The 18,340-nt window shown below is 46.2% G+C and carries 14 protein-coding genes; 6 read left to right on the forward strand and 8 right to left on the reverse strand.

Translation table 11 applies throughout. From position 1 onward, the window contains the following. Positions 1-290 precede the first annotated feature (290 nt). Positions 291-761: a response regulator gene (locus KOE27_RS14530; RefSeq protein WP_215239583.1), complete on the forward strand. Its 471-nt coding sequence runs from the start codon at positions 291-293 to the stop codon at positions 759-761. Positions 762-841: 80 nt separating this feature from the next. Here the strand turns inward: KOE27_RS14530 and pgl are convergent, their stop codons facing one another. From pgl to gndA, 3 genes are read right to left on the reverse strand one after another with little or no spacing between them, the layout of a single operon-like run. Further along, on the reverse strand, positions 842-1,570 hold the full coding sequence (gene pgl / locus KOE27_RS14535) for a 6-phosphogluconolactonase (RefSeq protein ID WP_215239584.1): 729 nt from the start codon (positions 1,568-1,570) through the stop codon (positions 842-844). 2 nt (positions 1,571-1,572) lie between these two features. Next, complete coding sequence (zwf, locus tag KOE27_RS14540; protein WP_215239585.1) at positions 1,573-3,084, reverse strand: glucose-6-phosphate dehydrogenase; 1,512 nt, start codon at positions 3,082-3,084, stop codon at positions 1,573-1,575. Positions 3,085-3,095: 11 nt separating this feature from the next. Next, the gene (gene gndA / locus KOE27_RS14545) at positions 3,096-4,511 is read right to left on the reverse strand and encodes an NADP-dependent phosphogluconate dehydrogenase (RefSeq protein ID WP_215239586.1); all 1,416 of its coding nucleotides are present in this window, start codon (positions 4,509-4,511) and stop codon (positions 3,096-3,098) included. Between the two features lie 333 nt (positions 4,512-4,844). On the opposite strand from gndA, the gene KOE27_RS14550 reads away from it, so the two are divergent. Beyond that, positions 4,845-5,330, forward strand: a complete 486-nt coding sequence (locus KOE27_RS14550; RefSeq protein ID WP_215239587.1) for a hypothetical protein — start codon at positions 4,845-4,847, stop codon at positions 5,328-5,330. 10 nt (positions 5,331-5,340) lie between these two features. On the opposite strand, the gene KOE27_RS14555 is transcribed toward KOE27_RS14550, so the two are convergent. From KOE27_RS14555 to KOE27_RS14565, 3 genes are all read right to left on the reverse strand, one after another. Further along, positions 5,341-6,579, reverse strand: coding sequence for a GAF domain-containing sensor histidine kinase (locus KOE27_RS14555; RefSeq protein ID WP_215239588.1), 1,239 nt, complete (start codon positions 6,577-6,579; stop codon positions 5,341-5,343). Between the two features lie 135 nt (positions 6,580-6,714). After that, the gene (locus KOE27_RS14560) at positions 6,715-7,524 is read right to left on the reverse strand and encodes a sugar phosphate isomerase/epimerase family protein (protein ID WP_215239589.1); all 810 of its coding nucleotides are present in this window, start codon (positions 7,522-7,524) and stop codon (positions 6,715-6,717) included. Between the two features lie 26 nt (positions 7,525-7,550). Then, entirely contained in the window at positions 7,551-8,414 is an 864-nt protein-coding gene (locus KOE27_RS14565; protein WP_215239590.1) for a sugar phosphate isomerase/epimerase family protein, read from the reverse strand. A 566-nt stretch (positions 8,415-8,980) separates the two neighbouring features. Between KOE27_RS14565 and KOE27_RS14570 the strand changes: the two genes are divergently transcribed. The 4 genes from KOE27_RS14570 (at position 8,981) to KOE27_RS14585 (ending at position 12,880) form a co-directional block, all read left to right on the forward strand. Continuing rightward, positions 8,981-9,262 carry a hypothetical protein gene (locus KOE27_RS14570; RefSeq protein WP_215239591.1) on the forward strand — a complete coding sequence of 94 codons (282 nt, stop codon included), beginning with the start codon at positions 8,981-8,983 and terminating at the stop codon, positions 9,260-9,262. Positions 9,263-9,351: 89 nt separating this feature from the next. Next, a complete protein-coding gene (locus KOE27_RS14575) occupies positions 9,352-9,525 on the forward strand; it encodes a hypothetical protein (protein WP_215239592.1) in 174 nt (57 codons plus the stop codon). Between the two features lie 27 nt (positions 9,526-9,552). Next, complete coding sequence (locus KOE27_RS14580; RefSeq protein ID WP_215239593.1) at positions 9,553-9,726, forward strand: hypothetical protein; 174 nt, start codon at positions 9,553-9,555, stop codon at positions 9,724-9,726. Between the two features lie 445 nt (positions 9,727-10,171). Next, positions 10,172-12,880, forward strand: coding sequence for a PAS domain-containing hybrid sensor histidine kinase/response regulator (locus tag KOE27_RS14585; RefSeq protein ID WP_215239594.1), 2,709 nt, complete (start codon positions 10,172-10,174; stop codon positions 12,878-12,880). Positions 12,881-13,012: 132 nt separating this feature from the next. Here the strand turns inward: KOE27_RS14585 and KOE27_RS14590 are convergent, their stop codons facing one another. Next, on the reverse strand, positions 13,013-14,923 hold the full coding sequence (locus KOE27_RS14590) for a SusD/RagB family nutrient-binding outer membrane lipoprotein (RefSeq protein WP_215239595.1): 1,911 nt from the start codon (positions 14,921-14,923) through the stop codon (positions 13,013-13,015). Positions 14,924-14,954: 31 nt separating this feature from the next. Then, entirely contained in the window at positions 14,955-18,062 is a 3,108-nt protein-coding gene (locus KOE27_RS14595) for a SusC/RagA family TonB-linked outer membrane protein (RefSeq protein WP_215239596.1), read from the reverse strand. Positions 18,063-18,340: the final 278 nt, after the last annotated feature.

Here is an 18,340-nt window from a genome sequence, read left to right on the forward strand (position 1 = left end):
AATCGGACGTTCGTCGGCGTCTTGACAAAAGTACCTCCAGGGGTTCCTTCATTTGCTGCTTAGCACTGGATGGAAAATCCTTTGCATATAGTAACAAAACCTTTGCCATTGCTATCGATGCACCCGCTTTTCACCAAAAACCCTTGCTGATATGAGAACGGGAAAACAGTCTTTGCCGCTCACAACACAACTGCATCACAGCATTTGAACCGGTAATCGCTGTCCCTTTCCGGGGACAGAAGAACAGAAAGAGGAGAATTTTTTTCTATATATTTGCCCCCCCGGGTCCTGTGCGTCCGAACTTAACTCCTAATTCTATCAAAGTGCAGTTGCTGAATGACTTTATGAATGGTCGGCATATTATAATGGCGGATGACGATGCAGACGACCGTTTTTTGGTAAAAGCAGCCCTTGAAGATAACCGTATCAAGAACCCTTTTGTTTTCTTTGAGGATGGAGAAAATCTGTTAAACTATCTTTTCTCGATCAAAGACGAGCCACTCCCAGCGTTGCTGCTGCTGGATCTGAACATGCCTAAACGCGACGGGCGTGAAACCCTGAAACTGCTTAGAAAGGATAACCGGTGGAAGTGTATTCCTATCATTATTTTCAGTACTTCCAACGCGCCCGAAGACATTTATTCGTCTTACCAGTTGGGAGCAGATTGTTATATTATCAAACCTTCCAATTATGAAGGACTGAAACAGGTGCTGATGTCCATCTGCAAATTCTGGCTGGGCAAGGACTGCGAGATGGATTAATTATTACTATTCGAGGCGCCTGACACCCGGCTTACAAGAGCCAAAATGTCCGACGCCTCCCAACAATCCTAAACGAAATATCAGTTCTTCCGAAGTTTTTCTGCGGCCGCCTGATCCACAAACCAGTGCAGGCTCCCATTGATAGGATCAATGATCTGTGACGGAAAGACGTCAATATTTCTTTCCCCCTCCAGAACATTTTTCAGCGTATCCGCTTTGCCCTGGCCTGCCGCAGCAAACACAACGGCAGACGCGCGGTTAACAACAGGGGCAGTCAGCGTAATTCGGTACATATCCTGGGCAGGTAGAAAAAAGGCATGCACCCAGGCTTTACTTTCATGCACCACCTCAGTGCCCGGAAATAGAGACAAAGTATGTCCGTCGTCACCCATACCTAACAAAACCAGGTCGAAGGTATTACCTGTTTCTCCGAAATAGGTTTTTAGAGTTTTCTCATACGAAGCTACGGAATCCTGAGGATCAACATCCGTCTTCATCACATGGATATGTTCAGGAAGTACATCTATTTGATTAAGCAGCTCATCATAAGCCATCTTTGCGTTGTTACGGTCATCTGCAAACGGAACAAAACGTTCATCACCCCAGAAAAAATGTACCTTCTTCCAGGGGATATCCTGGCTATATGGTAAGTTTGCCAACAGAGCATAAAGTTGCTTGGGCGTGCTGCCGCCTGAAAGTACGAAAGTAAAGCGGTCCTGCTTTACCAAAACTTCAAGGATATAGTCCCTGATCCAATCGGCCAGGGACTGGTTAAGTTCTTTCGAGTTTGCTGAAATATGTAACTCCATTCCTAACGACCGGTATTGATGTAATTGATCCAGGTGTGACCATCTCTTGCCAGCAAAGCATCCGATCCGTCCGGGCCCCACGAGTCCGGTGCATAATTGGGAAAATCCTGTGGTTTTCGATTTTCCCAGGTTTCCAGGATCGGCATGATCACTTTCCAGGCTGCTTCCACCTGATCAGCCCGCATGAAGAGGGTAGCATCCCCTTCCATGACATCGAGCAGCAAAGTTTCGTAGGCCTCCGGCGCGTGTTCGCCTTCTGCTTCCTCGTAGTTGAACTTCATGTCTACGGGATCCAGGGTCATGGTTTGCCCGGGACGTTTAGCCTGAAACCTGATACTAATATCCATATTCGGCTGAATGCTGATTGTCAGCCTGTTGGAACGCCAGCTTTCCGCAGACTCATTAGGAAATGCGTAATGCGGGGCCGGTTTAAACTGCAATGTAATATGGGTAGCCTTCTGGTTCAGATATTTACCTGTCCGGACATAAAAAGGGACCCCCTGCCAGCGCCAGTTATCAATGTAGAATTTGGCGGCTGCGAAAGTATCAATATTCGATTGAGGGCTGACGCCGGTTTCTTCCCGGTATCCCACCACTTTTTCTCCCTTTTTCCATCCCGAAGAATATTGTCCTCTTACTGCAAAATCATGAACCTGCTCATGGCTGATCCTCCTGATTGCATTCAGCACGTCCACCTTTTTGTTACGAATCTCATTTGCATCAAATGAAACCGGCGCTTCCATAGCAACCATACAGAGGATCTGAAGGATGTGGTTCTGGACCATGTCACGCAGCGCACCGGCGTGTTCGAAATAGCCACCCCTGCCTTCCAGGCCAACGCTTTCTGCTGCGGTGATCTGGATATGATCAATATAATTGCGGTTCCAGACAGGTTCAAAAAGTGCATTTGCAAAACGGAGCGCAAGAATATTCTGCACGGTTTCTTTTCCCAGGTAGTGGTCTATCCGAAAAATCTGCTCTTCGGCAAACATGCCGGTAAGCAACGCATTGAGCTCATGAGCACTTTTAAGATCATGGCCAAATGGTTTTTCTACAACAATACGCGTACTGCTGGTATCGGAACAGATATTCAGCCCCCCCAGTTTACTGGCGATGGAAGGTACCAGCTGCGGTGCCACAGCGAGGTAAAACACAACGTTGGGATGTACTCCCCACTCTGCTTCCTTGGCTTTCACAAGATCCGTAATGAGGCTATAGGCTTCTGCATCATCACCGTCCATCTGCAGGTAATTAACGTGCTGGCTAAAATCTGTCCAATGCCCGTTAAGCTTGCCTTTTCGTCTTGAGAATTTTGTTACACCATCCAGCAAATGCTGGCGGTATGCCTCGTCGGTATAGGGACTTCTGCCAATTCCGGCGATGGCAAACTGCTCCGGCATCCAATCATCTAAAAAAAGATTGTACAATGCCGGAGTCAATTTTCTGTAATTCAAGTCACCACTACCTCCGAAAATGAAAAGTATAGAGGCAGGCGGGCGTTTATTATCTTGCATGTTATGTAATTTTAATGTTGTCCCCATTCCGTGTGGAAAGTACCGGGGGTATCTGTTCGCTGGTAGGTATGCGCTCCAAAGAAATCGCGCTGCGCCTGGATCAGGTTCGTTGGCATTTTTTCGCTACGGAAACCATCAAAATAGGCCAAAGCGGACATCAGCCCTCCCGCCGGAATACCCGACAACGCAGCCTGAGCCACTACTTTGCGCGTATTTCCCACCAATGACTTAACGATTCCTGCCACTTCTTCGTTCAATAAAATATTGGACAATTCCGGTGTTTCCGTATAGGCATGCGTGAAAACTTCCAGTAACGACGAACGGATAATACATCCCCCTCTCCACACACTTACCACCTCAGGCAAAGGTATTTCCATACCCAGCTCTCCGGATGCCTGGTGCAGCATGGCCAGCCCTTGTGCATAGCTCAGTATGGTAGAGAAATATAGGGCGTCATGTACCTGATGGATCCATTCCTGGGTTGACGCGGGGAAAGTTTTATACGGATCGGGATAAATTCCGGCGGCCTGTACACGTTCATCCTTATATCCGGATAAAGTTCTCATTGCCACGGCAGTGTCTATCACCGGCACTGCAACCGGCAACTCCATTGCATCCTGGGAAGTCCATTTACCGGTACCTTTTGAGCCTGCTTTGTCAGAAATAAAATCAACCAGCCTTCCGCCGGTAACTTCATCTTCCTGAAGGAAGATGCTTGCCGTGATCTCCACCAGGAACGACTGCAGAGAGCCTTCATTCCAAGTCTTGAATACTTCGTGAAGCTGGTCATTATCCAGCCCCCCATGCTTCAGCAAAGAATAGCTTTCGCTAATTAGTTGCATAATCGCGTATTCAATACCGTTGTGTACCATTTTGACATAATGCCCGGCACCTTCCTTGCCCAGATAAGACACGCACGGTTTCCCATCCACTTTTGCCGCAATGGCTTCCAGCATAGGCCTTACGTTTTCGTACGCACCTTTTTCACCTCCGGGCATCATACTCGGCCCTGTACGGGCACCTTGTTCACCCCCGGAAACTCCAATTCCCATGAAATGAATATCCTGGTCACGCAGGTATTTAACACGACGGAGCGTATCCGTATAATGAGAATTGCCTCCGTCAATGATGACATCTCCCTTTTCCAAAAGTGGCAAAAGCGACTCGATTACATCATCAACCGGCTTACCGGCGGGTACCAGCATCATAATATTACGCGGACTTTTCAGCTGGCTCACCATTTGCGAAAGTTCCTGCACGCCTTTAACGGTTGTGCCGGCAGAGGCAGACTTTTCCAGTGCCTCATTCTTTGACCCATCCTTATCAAATCCGATAACCGAGAATCCATGATCAGCCATATTCAGTAACAGGTTCCGCCCCATTACACCAAGTCCGATCATTCCAAAATCAAATAGGGTATTTGCCATATTCAGGAAGTCTTATTTAAATAGAGTTGCAATATTAGGGTTTTCGCCGCTAAATAGGAAAGTATGAAGGTTATGAAACCATTTTGAAAAGAAAATTCTTGCTGCGGATCAGTTTTAAAGCAAAGCCCGGCGGGTTTATTCCCGGAGACGTGGTTATTTTTCCCCTTTTAACAAATGCTTGCACGCCTTTTTCTTTGAAAATCCCATGCATTCAACTTCATTGTGCATGGCATAATTATTATACGTATATACAAAAGTTATCGGCGCATCCGGCTGAACAGCATACCTGGAGCTCCGATGCAAAGCGCGAAAAGTTCAAATACCAATTCAGATATGTGTAAAATTAATGTATGGTTTTTAGCCCTGGTACTCCTCACGGGCAGCATGGCACAGGCACAGGAAAAAGATTACAATGGCGGGGAAAATGCGCTGGGAATACGGGCCGGCGGTACCACGGGTATCACGTTTAAAAAGTTTTTCAACAAGAAAACCGGCCTTGAACTTATAGGCGGCTATAATTTTGACAACGACATTAAAAACGTGTCGATGACTGCACTCTTTGAAAAACATGCACCTCTCATCGGCGACCGCTTTGCTGCGTTCATTGGTGCAGGGCCTTCCTATGTGTTTTCAGGAAGTAATTTCGGGGCGAGCGCTACCCTTGGTTTTGATATGCGTTTGGGAAAAACACCTCTCAACTTTCAGATTGACTGGATGCCTTCCTACTATTTCACCAATGGCTCTCATTTCAGCCCGGATAACGGCGGACTGAGTATTCGTTACATCCTAAATCACAAGAAATTGTATCAAAAGGAATGAACAAATGATTTCAGCGTATGGGAAGACGTATGGTAAAGGTGGTACCATTCCCCGGCTCCGATGTTATGGTCAAAAAGCCGTTGAGGCTTTCAACTAAATGTTTGACCAGTGCCAGGCCGTAACCGTACCCAAGTTCCCCGGCTGTTCCTTTTTTTGATACCGCATCTCCATCCAAAATCGCTTTTATTTCGCTTTCCGTCAGGCCAACACCGGTATCCTTAATTTCGATGCTCAGGCTTTTTCCGGTTCCGGCGAAAAAAAGATCCAGATTAACGGTAATCCTGCCACCCAAAGGTGTGAATTTCATCGAATTGGAAATCACGTTACCTGCTATCTGCAGAAGCTTGTTTTTAGAAAACGGAACCGTCTCCGTGTTTGGACTAACGACTATATCAAAACGGATTTTTTTGCTTACCGCCTGCGGCAAATAAAGTTTCTCCAGCTTATCCTTAAAAATCAGCAGATTAAAAGCATTGCTCTCCGTACCGATTTTAGCAGCTCTCCCTCCCTTTTCGCTTCCCAGGATTTCATCTGCCAGATCAAGCAGAGAATTACCGCTTTTATGAATCAGATTGATAAATTCCAGTACCTCTTCTATCCGGTTATCCTGTCCCTGGTCCTCGATGATAGAAGCCAGGCCCACAATTCCCCCCAAGGGTCCGCGGATATCATGAGCCACCTTTCTCTGATTCTGGTAAGACTCGAGAAGCTTGGTTTTTAAGCCCTCAACTACCTGGATCATCTTTAGCCTGCCGACGATTTCGTTGGCAATAATATTCAGTAATTCAATTTTTTCAGGATCAAGTACCTTTGTTTGCTGGTCCATCACGCACAAAGCACCGACATTCATGCCCTCTCCTATGTTCAAAGGTATACCATAGTAGTAGCGAACGTTAGGATCACCATTTACATAGGGTTTGTCACTAAAACGTGCATCAGCAGACAAATCCTTAATCTCGAAGGGACCAGCTCCCATGATGGTATACTGGCAAACGGAATCCTCACGCATGGTTTGCTCCGTTTCCATTCCATACCCGGATACTGTCCATTGCGTGATAGAATCAATAATATTGACCAGTGATATGCTGGTACCCGCCACTATGGCCGCCAGCTTGACGAGCTCATTAAAACTTCGCTGTTGCTCCGTATAATCAATATCCAGGGATGAAATGGCCAGCAATCTGTCCATTTCATTATCTGGAATAGGAGCAACTTGCCCTATCGGATTCTGATTAACCTTAAAATCCATAAAGTGGTGTGAAATTACAACCGACAGACAAAGGTTCTTTTGTCTGTTCACAATTTACCAAACTATTCGAACGAATCATTGCCCGGTACGATTAAAATTAACTAATTCCTTACGGACTAACAGCGCCATGTCAGTTTAACCCTGGTACCTTGCTTTAAGTAAATTCATCATGTGTACATTAATTTCCCACTGATTGGACAGCGGCATCTGGGTGTAAGGCATCACCGGCATATAAGTGGCAGGCCCGAACTCCGTAGTAACCGTCAAGGATGTTGCGTTTCGCTTGTGTGTTTCCACCACTTTATCCCACCAGCCCAAATGTGTCTCAAGCGCCTCGGCCCACTCCGGTGCCCGGGGGTCATTTACCTGAGGGCCTTCGGGGTGGCCTATCCGGCTATGTATATGATCTGTACGCGAAATAGCAGCAGCCACCTCCGCTTCCTGGTCAGCCAGTAATGATTCATGTACATTACACCAGTGAGAGATGTCAAGGGTAATACGCAGGTCCGGAATCTGGGTCAGGTATTCCTCCGTGATATGGGCAGCAAAGAGGCTTTTGCCACGGTGCGTTTCATGTATAATGCGGATGCCCGAAGCTTCCGAAATCTGGCTCGCCAGATCAAAAAGTCTTTTGTTTTTTTCAAAACTGAAATAATCTTTTCCTGTCTGGCAATTGACAAAAACAGGTTCTGCGCTGATCAGGTTACGGAGATATTTCGCATAATTTTTGGCGTGTTCATCGATATCCTTTTCAAAGGACTGATAATACTGTCCAATCAGCCCGAGATCATAATCCTTTAAAACAGCCAGAATTTCATGTTTTTCGGCTTCGTCCAGAGGCAGGGCCATTTCCACGCCGTCGTAACCGGCTGTTTTTACATTTTGGCAGAAAGTAGCAAACGGGAGAGTATTTCCCCAGTGGGGGGCGTAAAATCTAATTGTCATGTTTCAGAATATGAGTCGATATGGCTTTAATATTTCAGACTTTTAAGATATGTTATGGTCTGTGGCACCTGCGTGGCATAACTCGGACTTTCGTCTTCAATATAGTAATGTTCAATCGCCGAACGCTTCGTAGCTTTTAAAATGGCGGGTATATCCAGCTGCCCCGTCCCCAGGGCTACATCGTTTTCTACCGGCGTACTACCAGACATATTACCCGCAACTCCTTTGCGCAGGTCTTTCATGTGCATGAGCCTGAAGCGTCTGGGGTATTTCAAGAGCAACGCAGCGGGGTCCTGCCCTGGGAAAAATGTCCATAAAACATCCATTTCAAAACTGACGTACCGGGGATCTGTTTTTTTTATTAAAAAATCCATAAGGGTACCATCTTCATATTTTTCAAATTCGTAACCATGGTTATGGTAGCAAAAAGTGATCCCGAAATCATCTTTGAGCCGCTTTCCGATCAGGTTAAAATCATCAACGGTTTTCTGGGCCGTCGTCAGTGTAAAAGCTCCTTCATGCGGAACCCATGCCACCCTTACAAATTTTGCACCAAGCGTTTTGGCATTATGCCCCACCTCGGCTGTTTTATGAAGTGCATCGGCATAACTCACACCAAAGGACGAACATTTCATTCCCCGCTCATCCAGGAGCTTTCTCAATTCCTCGGCTGTTTTTCCAAACAGATTTGAGAATTCCATATCCTTAATTCCCAGTCGTTGCAATGTATCCAGTGTTGCGGCTGCATCCTTCGCAAAACTGGCCCGATAGGTGTACGATACCATGCCCGGGGTTTGCGGAAACAGCGGCTTCCCCTTCTGTGCCACAGCTGTTTCACAATACGCTGCAAAAAACAGGCTTAGGAAAAATAACAGATTAACTTTTTGCATAATAGTTCTATAAATTAATATGCTTGATTATTCCAAGCCAAATATCCGGGTTTTGATGTGCTCTTTTCACTATCACCCTCAAAAGCACCATCCCGCAAAATAATTACTTATGGATAGAGGATAATCAAACAAAAGGTGTCGCAGAAGACAAGCCCAAATCCTGATGCACGGTAAACTTCAACTGGCCATTCATCTGCCAGTCAAAAAGCTGCACCGCACAATTCTATTCCTTTTCTATGTAAATTTTGTAAAAAAAATATACTTTCCATGCCGCCGTGCCCCACTCCGTCCGCTCAAACCTCCTTCAAAATTATGATTACAACTTTAAAAGCACCGATGTGCCCCGTAACAAAATTTTGTAAGTGCTTCACAAGAAACGTTTCATTTCCGGCGTTTCAGCATCGGAACTTTCTTAACTGAACGGTTGATATTTTATTTAACTGCAGATAATTCAACTTAATGCAGGATTTTTTCAGCTTGGCGTCAACATTTCGTTTATCCTTTTGCGCCAGCTTATTACCTTTATATCCGAATGGAATTTACTCAACCATCTCCACAATATTAGAATGTTAAATCTTTCAGCATCCCCATTCGACGATTACGTCAGGGATAATATCCAGGCGTCGGTCAATAAACTTTGGCGCTATTCCCGTTTGGAAGTTACCGGTGGCGTAAAGAGTGACGCCAACGGTACCATGTTCCTTAAGGTGCATGTAACACAGACGGAACCGGTCGACGATAAAACACTTACCGAAACCGAGCTAATTACCCGGATCAGGACGGTCATGGAAACATTGCTACCGAAAGACTACCCCATGCAGATTACCGCGACCCCTTTGAACCCCTGATCGTGAGACCAAATCCTGGTCGCCCCGGACTTGATGCTTTGAGATAGTTCGACACTTTTATATATTTAGAATAACATTCAGAACAGAATATGGAAAATCCAGATGAAAAAGATCCACAGGAAATGAGTACCAGCGAATTGATCGGGGAGATGAAAGAAATTGCCGATAATCTCCACGAACTGAGTATGGATCTCTTGAAAGAGAACGAACAGTTAAAGATCAAAGCGGCCCATCAGGAAGTATTAAAAAGCACCGAACAATAGAATAGTGAATCTTCGCATCAACCGAGTATGACCGACAATACAAATAGCAGTGAAAGCCAAAAGCAACCTACCGGGGAGACTCAGCGGATCATTGAGCAGTTATTAGAGCAAAGCAGGATCCTGCGCAAAAAAAATGAAGAATTAATTGCGGAGCTCAATGAGTCAAAAACCAATCCAGCCATCCTTTGGTCCAGAGACTGACTCCTGCTATTTCCTCGATTACACATCTGCCTCATTTCCCAGGCGGAGATGTCGGTGCTCTTTCCTGGTCTTAAAAACCAGAGGCGTACCCAACCGCCACATTAATGGTCATAGAACACCGTAATCTTCGTTTCACTCCTTGCTCATATCCAAAATGAGCCCCGACTAATTACTATACAGCAGGAAAAACACTTTGGTATAATACCACAGCGTATGTTAAAACTCAATGGCGTACGGCAGGCTATATTCCGTTTAATGAATTTAGGGTCAGACTGGAATAATTATTTTAACGCTTGCTGAATTTGTATAACTATTTGGATTTTACTATGTAATATAATTTCTAAGAAATAAAAGTAAGTCTACAAATTGTCTTATCATTAGGACAAGGAGATTTCACTAATTATCTTTAATTATTCTATACAGTTTTAATGTTAATAAGGTGATTATGCCGTCTGATAATGCTGCTAAACTGCCTGTTGAAGTGCTTGAACTGGCCATTTCCGGTTTAGGGTCCGGAATTTGGGACTGGGATCTGGCGAACGGAACGCATACCTGGTCAGATCAATTTTACACGCTGCTCGGTTACAGGCCGGGGGAGATATCCGCAGATTTTGTTACATTGACCGAGATCCTCTGCCACCCGCAGGACGGTCCCATACTTGCCGGGGCAGTTGTTAACCTGAAAGAAAATGAGAACGTATATGATCTTCAGCTACGTTTAAGAACAAAAAATAATGGTTACAGGTATTTTAAATGTGCCGGTACTTCGCAGTTCCTGGGCGGTAAACTGCTACGCCATGTGGGCACCATCAGTGATATACATGAAAAATACACTTACAAGCAGGGGCTTCTGGAAAATGAAAATCTCTTAAAAGAGGTAGGAAGGCTGGCCATGATCGGTGCCTGGGAGCTTGATCTGATCACTAGAGAACGCCGTTGGTCGCCTCAGATGTATTCCATTTATGGACTTGAGGAAACGGCAAATCTTGACAATTTCAGTACTGCAAATTTTTATAATCCCTGGGCACGGCTGCTTATTGACCAGGCTGTTGAGCAGGCCAAGATCAACGGAACTCCCTGGGATCTTGAAATTCCGCTGATATCCGCACAGGGGAATGAAGTATGGGTAAGAAACATTGGCCGTGCGGAGATGATAAACGGAAAACCGGTTAAGCTGTTCGGTGTCATGCAGGACCTGACGGAGAACAGGCTTCTGGAAGAGAAAGTAAGTGTGATCTTCCATCACTCGGTTGACGCTCATATCCTGCTAACCGCCGGTGGCGTCATTGACTGCAATCAGGCGGCAATGGAAATGCTTCATTTTCAGGATAAATCCGAGCTCATTTCCTTGCCTTTCTCCTTCTTTTTTCCGGAAGTACAGCCCGACGGAATAAACTCGGCAGAAAAATTTAAAGAAATATATGAGCTTTCCACACAGACCGGATATCAACGTTTTGAATGGGTAAACAGAAGGAAAGATGGTATTACTCTTCCGGTGGAAGTGACCCTTAAGCCAACTACCTTTAATAACCGTGAAGCACTGCTGGTGATCTGGCATGATATCACCGCAAGAAAACTGGCAGATGACCGCCTGAAACGTAACCAAGCCATGCTTTCCGAAACACAGCAGCTGACGCACAGTGGCAGCTGGGAGACGAATCTGTTGACAGGCGAAAATTTCTGGTCCGACGAAACATTCCGTATCTTCGGTATGGACCCTGAAAAGGACATGCCCGTTGGCGACACTTTTGTGGAAAGGATATATCCCGATGACAGGGAAAAATTTTTATCGTCGATACAGAATGTCATCAAGTTTGCGACGGTAGCCAGTTTTGATTACCGGCTGATGTATGCCGACGGAAGTATGAGGTTCCTGCATACAATTGCCAAACCAGATTGTGACGCGGATGGCAACGTGGTAAAACTATATGGTGCAGTGATTGACATTGACGAACGGAAGAAAGCTGAATTTGAGCTCATTAAGGCCAAAGAACTTGCCGATGCAGCCAATATTGCCAAGTCTCAGTTCCTTTCTGTCATGAGCCATGAAATCCGGACGCCGCTGAATGCAATCATCGGTTTCACCAATCTCCTGCTGGCCAACACTCCCCTGCCTCATCAGATGGAATATCTTAATTTTCTAAAATATTCTGCCGATAACCTTCTGGTACTGATCAATGATATTCTTGATTACAGCAAAATTGAAGCGGGTAAAATCGAATTCGAGGAAGTTGATTTTAACATCCTGAAACTGATGGAAAATATTCGTTTGAGTTTGCTGCAGATGGCGGAGGAAAAGGGACTTAAACTTAAACTGGCAACGGATGATGCTTTAAATGTTCTCTTAAAGGGTGATCCGGTCAGATTGGGCCAGGTACTGACAAATCTGGTGAGTAATGCCGTGAAGTTCACCAAACAAGGTGAAGTAATCATGTCTGCTACTTTAATAGCACATTGCAACGATGTAATGACCATTGAATTCAAAATTACTGATACCGGAATAGGAATTCCTCATGATAAAATCACTAATATATTTGACCAGTTTACACAGGCGAGTTCGGACACTACTCGAAACTACGGAGGATCCGGATTAGGCCTGGCCATCACCAAAAGACTTTTACAATTACAGCATAGCGAAATTTTTGTGGAAAGCCAGGAAGGAAAAGGCTCCGTGTTTCATTTCAGACTGGATTTCCAGACCGGGGGTAAAACGGCAGCTATCCCTGCGGAGACGCCCGAAGTCAAAACAAGTATCAAAGGAGTCAGGATCCTGTTGGCCGAAGACAATAAAGTGAATGTAGTATTGATGAATCACTTTTTCAGACAGTGGGAGGTGGATTGTAGTGTGGCGGAAAACGGGCTAATCGCTTATGATATGATCCAGAAAAACGATTATGATATGGTTTTCATGGATCTTCAGATGCCGGAACTGGATGGTTTGGAAGCTACGGTCCGGATCAGGCAGCTTAAAGAAAAAAAATACAAGAACATCCCTATCATAGCGCTGACAGCCTCGGCCATGAACGATATCAAAGATTCTGTTTTTAAGGCAGGCATGAATGATTACCTGAGCAAACCGTTTAATCCTTCAGACGTCTACAATAAGATCGCAACTTATAACAGGCTTACAACCGACCAGCTGTATCAGAGCTAACTGTTATCTCTCTTCCCTTATTCCGCCACCTTTTGTGGTGACAGAAAAAAGATCCACAACCACAACAATCTTAACAGCAATGCCGGACGCTCAAACGCCCGGCATTGCTGTTAAAGAAAGCCGATTTTCGGATTAATGCTTAGCCCACCAAAGCGGCGTCAGCGTGCCGTCCTCACCACCCAGGAAGGTCTGCGCCTGACCGTATCCCCTCGCATTGCTCGCTGGCAGGCTGGAAGGATATTTCAAACGTTGCGGGAAGAACTTGATATTGGCAGTCATATAGTTGCTGCTGTTCAGCGCAGGCATGTTCACCAAAGGATTTTCAACTGCCGGGTTCTCAAAGAACGGCAGTCCCAACCTGCGGTGATCACTCCATGATTCCAGCGGTAACCAGGGAGTCTGAGCAATGAACTTTTGCGTTATGATCTTCGTAAGCAGATCATTTCTGACAGCACCACCTTTGTAAAGGTTATTGACGGGATACGTTTTGGTAACGGTACCTTCGGCGTTGGTATAACCATCTTTGTACTTCATTACGTAAGTTGCAGGGGGTTCGGCAGTATGATCCCAGCTCACCGAGGTCCCAACCCTGTTATAAGCTGTTGAAGCTTTATACTGAGTGGCAAAACTGCTAACTCCCCAGTAGGCAAAACTTGCATCAATTCCTGCCTCATAAGCCGCTTTTCCACTCATAGGTACGGTCCATCCTTTAACCGCGGCTTCGGCAAGTAGGAAGTATGTTTCCCAGGGGGCGAAGTAAATCCTCTTGCTTGTACTGTTACGAAACTGCTGTCCGTGGCGGGGAAGCGCTCCGTTAAACGACCGTATGTTGTTTTTGGCGCCCTTCGCACCCCAGTCTCCGTTAGCAGGTGCATTCCAGGTATACTTCGCATCAAGTGTTTTCACAACCGCCCCGGCTTCGTCTACGAGGGTACGTTCTGTGGTTTTTGCGGTGTTATCCCAGGAAGGATAGGAATTGAAATCCGCATTGTCATAGTCTCCCGGAATGATATATGTTTTATAGGCACGCGGGTCAATCGAATTGGGGAGACCGTCAAACCAGTATCCGGCGGACGGGTCGTTGGTCATGGTAGTGAAGTGGTTTTCGAATTTAAGTCCCATGTAATCCTGCGGCTTAATATAGGGAAGCTGTGCCGCTTTCACCTGGTCTGCCGATTTTATCCCACCCAATCCGAGATACAGGTTATTAATGGTAGCGGAAATAGGGAAGTAATTCCATTCCCGGGTCATTACGCCCGTCAGTGCATCCCATCCGCCTTTTTCTGCCACCTGAAATGTCTCATCCGCCTGAGTGAGCAGGGGACCTGCGGCAGCCGCTTCAAATTCGGACTTAGCCTTCGCCGGATCCACCTCAGAAAGACGCATCGCAAGCCTCATCCGCATGGAGTTGGCATATTTCTGCCAATTGGCATAATTGAAGCCATAAGCCTGGTCAAATTTTGAGATGGATGGACTGCTGACACCCAGATCCAGCTTAGAAGATGCGTCCTTCAATTCGGACAGCAGATAGTAATAAACCGTTTTTTCATCTGAAAACTCCGGATTGGTTCCCTGAAAACCATTGATGGGAATAGGACCGAAATTATCGGTTAGTTCGCTCAGCAGATATACACGCCAAATGCGGGCCACTTGGAGCAGGTTGCCGGTATACTCCTTGATGTTACCGGCTGCTATCTGTTTCTCAGCCACCTGAACCGCCGCATAGATGCTGTTCAGCCAACCGCCAAGGTAACCACTGCCATAGTAATCGCTGGACCAGCCGTCGTTATAACCTCCCGTTGAAATGCCCCCTCCAGCCTGCTGGCGCCCCGCTGTTTTCCAGTACAAAACAAATATCCTTTCTGCGATATGCGGGTCCATTTGGCTCCCGATAATGGATCCGTTGATAAAGTACTCCACCTGCACCTGATTTTCGGTAGCCAGGTAGGGATCAGCGTTTATTTCGTCAAAATCATTGCAGGCCGTTGTGAACATCAACAGTGCCGCTGCAGGAATAATAGCCCTTTTAAGTAATGCTTTCATATTAAATGTCTTTTATAACCTGATAGGTAAATTAGAATCCCAGGGTGATTGAGAAAAGGAAAGAGCGCATGGTTGGAAATGCCCCGTTCTCAAATCCAACGGCATTGGTGCCAGTTGCAAATACAGACTCCGGATCGATCCCGTTCAGGTGGCTTTTAATCATCCAGACGTTGTTACACGATGCACTGATTCTTGCTTTTTGGAAAGTATTCCCCAACAGCTTTTTAGGAAGCGTGTAGCTCAGCATCACATTCCTTAAACGTATGTTGGTGGCATCGTACACGTATGCTTCTCCCACACCCAGGTTGTTCAGTGTCGCAATGGTGTTCCAGTATTGCTGCTGCGTTACCGGTTCGGTATTGGGAGCAGGTGCTCCGTTTTCGCCGAGAACAACCCCATCAACCACCATTTCAGGTCTTTCTCCTCCGGGTGCTGTCACCGCCGCGGCCCCAGCCGACTGCAGCCCTACATTAGATGCAGAGAATATCTCGCCACCCAGGCGTGCGTCCACCAGGAAGGAAAGGCCAACGCCTTTGTAAGAAAAATTATTGGAAATACCGAGCAATCCTTTCGCCTGCTGATTACCCAGCTTCACAATGGCTGCGTCACGCTGCGGAAGTCCTTCTGAGGAAAGCAACAATTTTCCAAAATAAGGGCTGGCTTCATCCTTTACACGAAGGAATTTGGTACCATAAATATCTCCGTACAGGCCATCCGTAGTAGCTCTGATAAACAGGTCATCAAACGCTCCCAACTGGTATTCGTTCACACCCATATTCTTGGCGATGTCAATGATCTTGTTTTCGTTTCTTGAAAAGTTGGCTGTTACCGACCAGTTAAGCGAAGTTGGTTTGGTAAGGATACTCACGTCTGCCATCACCTCTATCCCTTTGTTCTGGATATTCCCGGCATTAACCTTCATGCTGGAGTAACCACTCATCGGGTCCATCGGAATATCAATCAGCTGGCGTGTTGCGTTGGACTTATACCAGGTAAAATCCACCCGTAATCTGTTGTTGAAAAACTTGAGTTCAGTTCCCAGTTCCAGGTTTTTGATCAGCTCACTCTTCACATTGGCATCTTTCAGCAGGGATTGCCTCACGGCAACTGTATTACTCAGCGGGTCCTTGGAGATGTTGTACCCATTGTAAAGCTGATAAGGCGCCAGGTCATTCCCTACAGTCGCATACGATGCCCGAACTTTTGCATAGTTGATCCACGACGGCGCACGGGTACCCATTTTTTCCAACATATCGGTAACTACATAGGAAAGGCTATAGGATGGATAGAAGTACGAACGGTTTTGCTCAATGAGGGCTGACGACCAGTCATTCCTCGCTGTTACATCCAAGAATATCCAGCCCCCGTAATTCAGGCCAAGAGACCCATAAAGAGAGTTGATTTTTTTACGGCTGTACCCTGGCCAGATCGACGCAGCGCCTGCCGCATTACTCGGTGTAAAAAGGTTAGGAACTTCCAAAGCACCTGTACTTACCGACAGGGAGCTGTATTTCTGCTGCATCAGGTTACCACCAAGTGTGAAGGTACCCCCCAGTTGGCCAATCACCTCATCCTTCTGCCCCTTGATCAGTGCGCTATAGTTAGTTTCACTGAACGTCTGCTTGCCAGTTGAGTAGGAATTGGAAAGCGGCCCGCCCGCGTATGTTTTCCCCTCGGTGCTGGTTGTGTACATATCACCCCCTGCCTTTACCTCAGCATCCAGCCAATCGGTAAAGGCATATTTCAGCGATCCGTTCATGATAAACCGGTTACGGCTATCTCTGTTCAGATTGTACTGGCTCAGCCAGTAGGGATTGGATTGCGAGCCGGGAGCGCCAGGATACCACAGCATGCCTCCGAATTCATTGGTAGCAGCACTAAAATCTTTAATATCCAAACTTTGAGGCATCATGTACAACACGTATACGCTGCTGTTGTCCCGGCCATTAATGGGCCTGTTATAACCGGCCGTATTGTTGTAAGCCATTTTCACATCGCTCGTCCAACGGCTGTCTTTCCCAAAGTGAGTAGTAGCCTTGGAAGTAAAATTGACACGGGTAAGTTTGTTTCCCGGAATTATACTTTTGTCCTCTAAATAGTTAAGCGAGGCAAAAACTGCAGTTGACCCGAACTGCTGCTGAAGGCCCAGGCTATAGTTCTGATTGGAACCTGCTCTCAGGAATTCGCTTACGTTGTCATGCATGGTCAAAGGAGCCTGGGTACCATCCCACTTGGTAACGCTCTGCCCTTCTGCTTTCGGACCCCAGCTTGTGGTGCTCATCGCATTGAAAATATTGTCGGTACCCTGCCCGAAAGTGCTTTGGAGCTCGGGCTTGATGAAGATACCTTCTGTTCCCAGGGTGGTAGAAAATGTAATACCCAAGCCAGGCTGCTTCCTGCCTGATTTGGTGGTAATCAGGATAACGCCGTTACCTGCCCTCGAACCGTATAAGGCAGCTGCGGACGGCCCTTTCAGTACGCTCATGGTTTCAATATCCTCCGCGCTGATATCTCCCAAACCGTTTCCAAGATCCAGTCCCGCTCCCCAGTAACCGTTTTCGGTAGTACCCGTGAAGTTATCAATGGGGATACCATCCACCACGATCAGCGGCTGGTTGCTTCCGGTAAGAGAGGTATTTCCTCTTAACACAATCTTGGAAGACCCCCCGGCCCCGTTACTCGAACGAACCACCTGCAGACCGGCTACCTTACCCGTGAAGGCATTGGCAAGATTGGTTTCCTTGGCGTCAGACAAGGTGGCTCCCGTTACTTCCTGAATGGCGTAACCCAGAGATTTTTTCTCTCTCTGAATACCCAGAGCTGTAACCACCACTTCCGAAAGTACGGTGGCGTCTTCCACCAGCGTAATGTCCAGATACGTTCTGTTGCCCACCTCAATTTCTTGCTTCACAAAGCCGATGAACGAAACACTCACCACACTTCCCGGGCTTTCAGACATGATACTGAATTTCCCTTCTGCATCCGTGGTCGTGCCTGTTTTCCCGCCTTTAATCACTACGGTAACCCCAGGCAGTGGCGGATTTCCCGGGCCGCCCACCACTTTTCCCGAAATCTGCGTTTGCGCAAAGACTCCCGAAAAGCTCAGCAGCAACAGCAGGCTTAATACATGTTTTTTCATAAAATTAGGATTTGGTATAGGTAAAAAAAGGGTAATTATGAGCTAAAGGAGAGTTTAACGAAGCATATTTTGTTATGAACTATAACGATTTTTATAAAATTTAAAATCGTATTTACATTATTATGCAATATTAAGTACCGTCAATGTAGATTTTTCAAAATATTATTTCGATCATATTGTGTAACCGCAAAATTAGATGTGGCGCACCAATTTCAGGGGTACCAAATGTTACATTGTACTGTATCAGAAGTTACCTTAAGGTTTTTTGAAGGGATAAT

Source organism: Dyadobacter sp. CECT 9275, assembly GCF_907164905.1.
Taxonomy (GTDB): Bacteria; Bacteroidota; Bacteroidia; order Cytophagales; family Spirosomataceae; genus Dyadobacter; species Dyadobacter helix.

What these genes read in the sequence shown, in the direction of transcription:
- KOE27_RS14590 (WP_215239595.1), bottom strand. Translation starts at nt 14,923, where the DNA reads ATGAAAGCATTACTTAAAAGGGCTATTATTCCTGCAGCGGCACTGTTG.
- KOE27_RS14595 (WP_215239596.1), bottom strand. Translation starts at nt 18,062, where the DNA reads ATGAAAAAACATGTATTAAGCCTGCTGTTGCTGCTGAGCTTTTCGGGA.
- KOE27_RS14560 (WP_215239589.1), bottom strand. Translation starts at nt 7,524, where the DNA reads ATGACAATTAGATTTTACGCCCCCCACTGGGGAAATACTCTCCCGTTT.
- KOE27_RS14550 (WP_215239587.1), top strand. Translation starts at nt 4,845, where the DNA reads ATGTGTAAAATTAATGTATGGTTTTTAGCCCTGGTACTCCTCACGGGC.
- KOE27_RS14580 (WP_215239593.1), top strand. Translation starts at nt 9,553, where the DNA reads ATGACCGACAATACAAATAGCAGTGAAAGCCAAAAGCAACCTACCGGG.
- KOE27_RS14565 (WP_215239590.1), bottom strand. Translation starts at nt 8,414, where the DNA reads ATGCAAAAAGTTAATCTGTTATTTTTCCTAAGCCTGTTTTTTGCAGCG.
- gndA (WP_215239586.1), bottom strand. Translation starts at nt 4,511, where the DNA reads ATGGCAAATACCCTATTTGATTTTGGAATGATCGGACTTGGTGTAATG.
- zwf (WP_215239585.1), bottom strand. Translation starts at nt 3,084, where the DNA reads ATGCAAGATAATAAACGCCCGCCTGCCTCTATACTTTTCATTTTCGGA.
- KOE27_RS14570 (WP_215239591.1), top strand. Translation starts at nt 8,981, where the DNA reads ATGTTAAATCTTTCAGCATCCCCATTCGACGATTACGTCAGGGATAAT.
- pgl (WP_215239584.1), bottom strand. Translation starts at nt 1,570, where the DNA reads ATGGAGTTACATATTTCAGCAAACTCGAAAGAACTTAACCAGTCCCTG.
- KOE27_RS14555 (WP_215239588.1), bottom strand. Translation starts at nt 6,579, where the DNA reads ATGGATTTTAAGGTTAATCAGAATCCGATAGGGCAAGTTGCTCCTATT.
- KOE27_RS14575 (WP_215239592.1), top strand. Translation starts at nt 9,352, where the DNA reads ATGGAAAATCCAGATGAAAAAGATCCACAGGAAATGAGTACCAGCGAA.
- KOE27_RS14585 (WP_215239594.1), top strand. Translation starts at nt 10,172, where the DNA reads ATGCCGTCTGATAATGCTGCTAAACTGCCTGTTGAAGTGCTTGAACTG.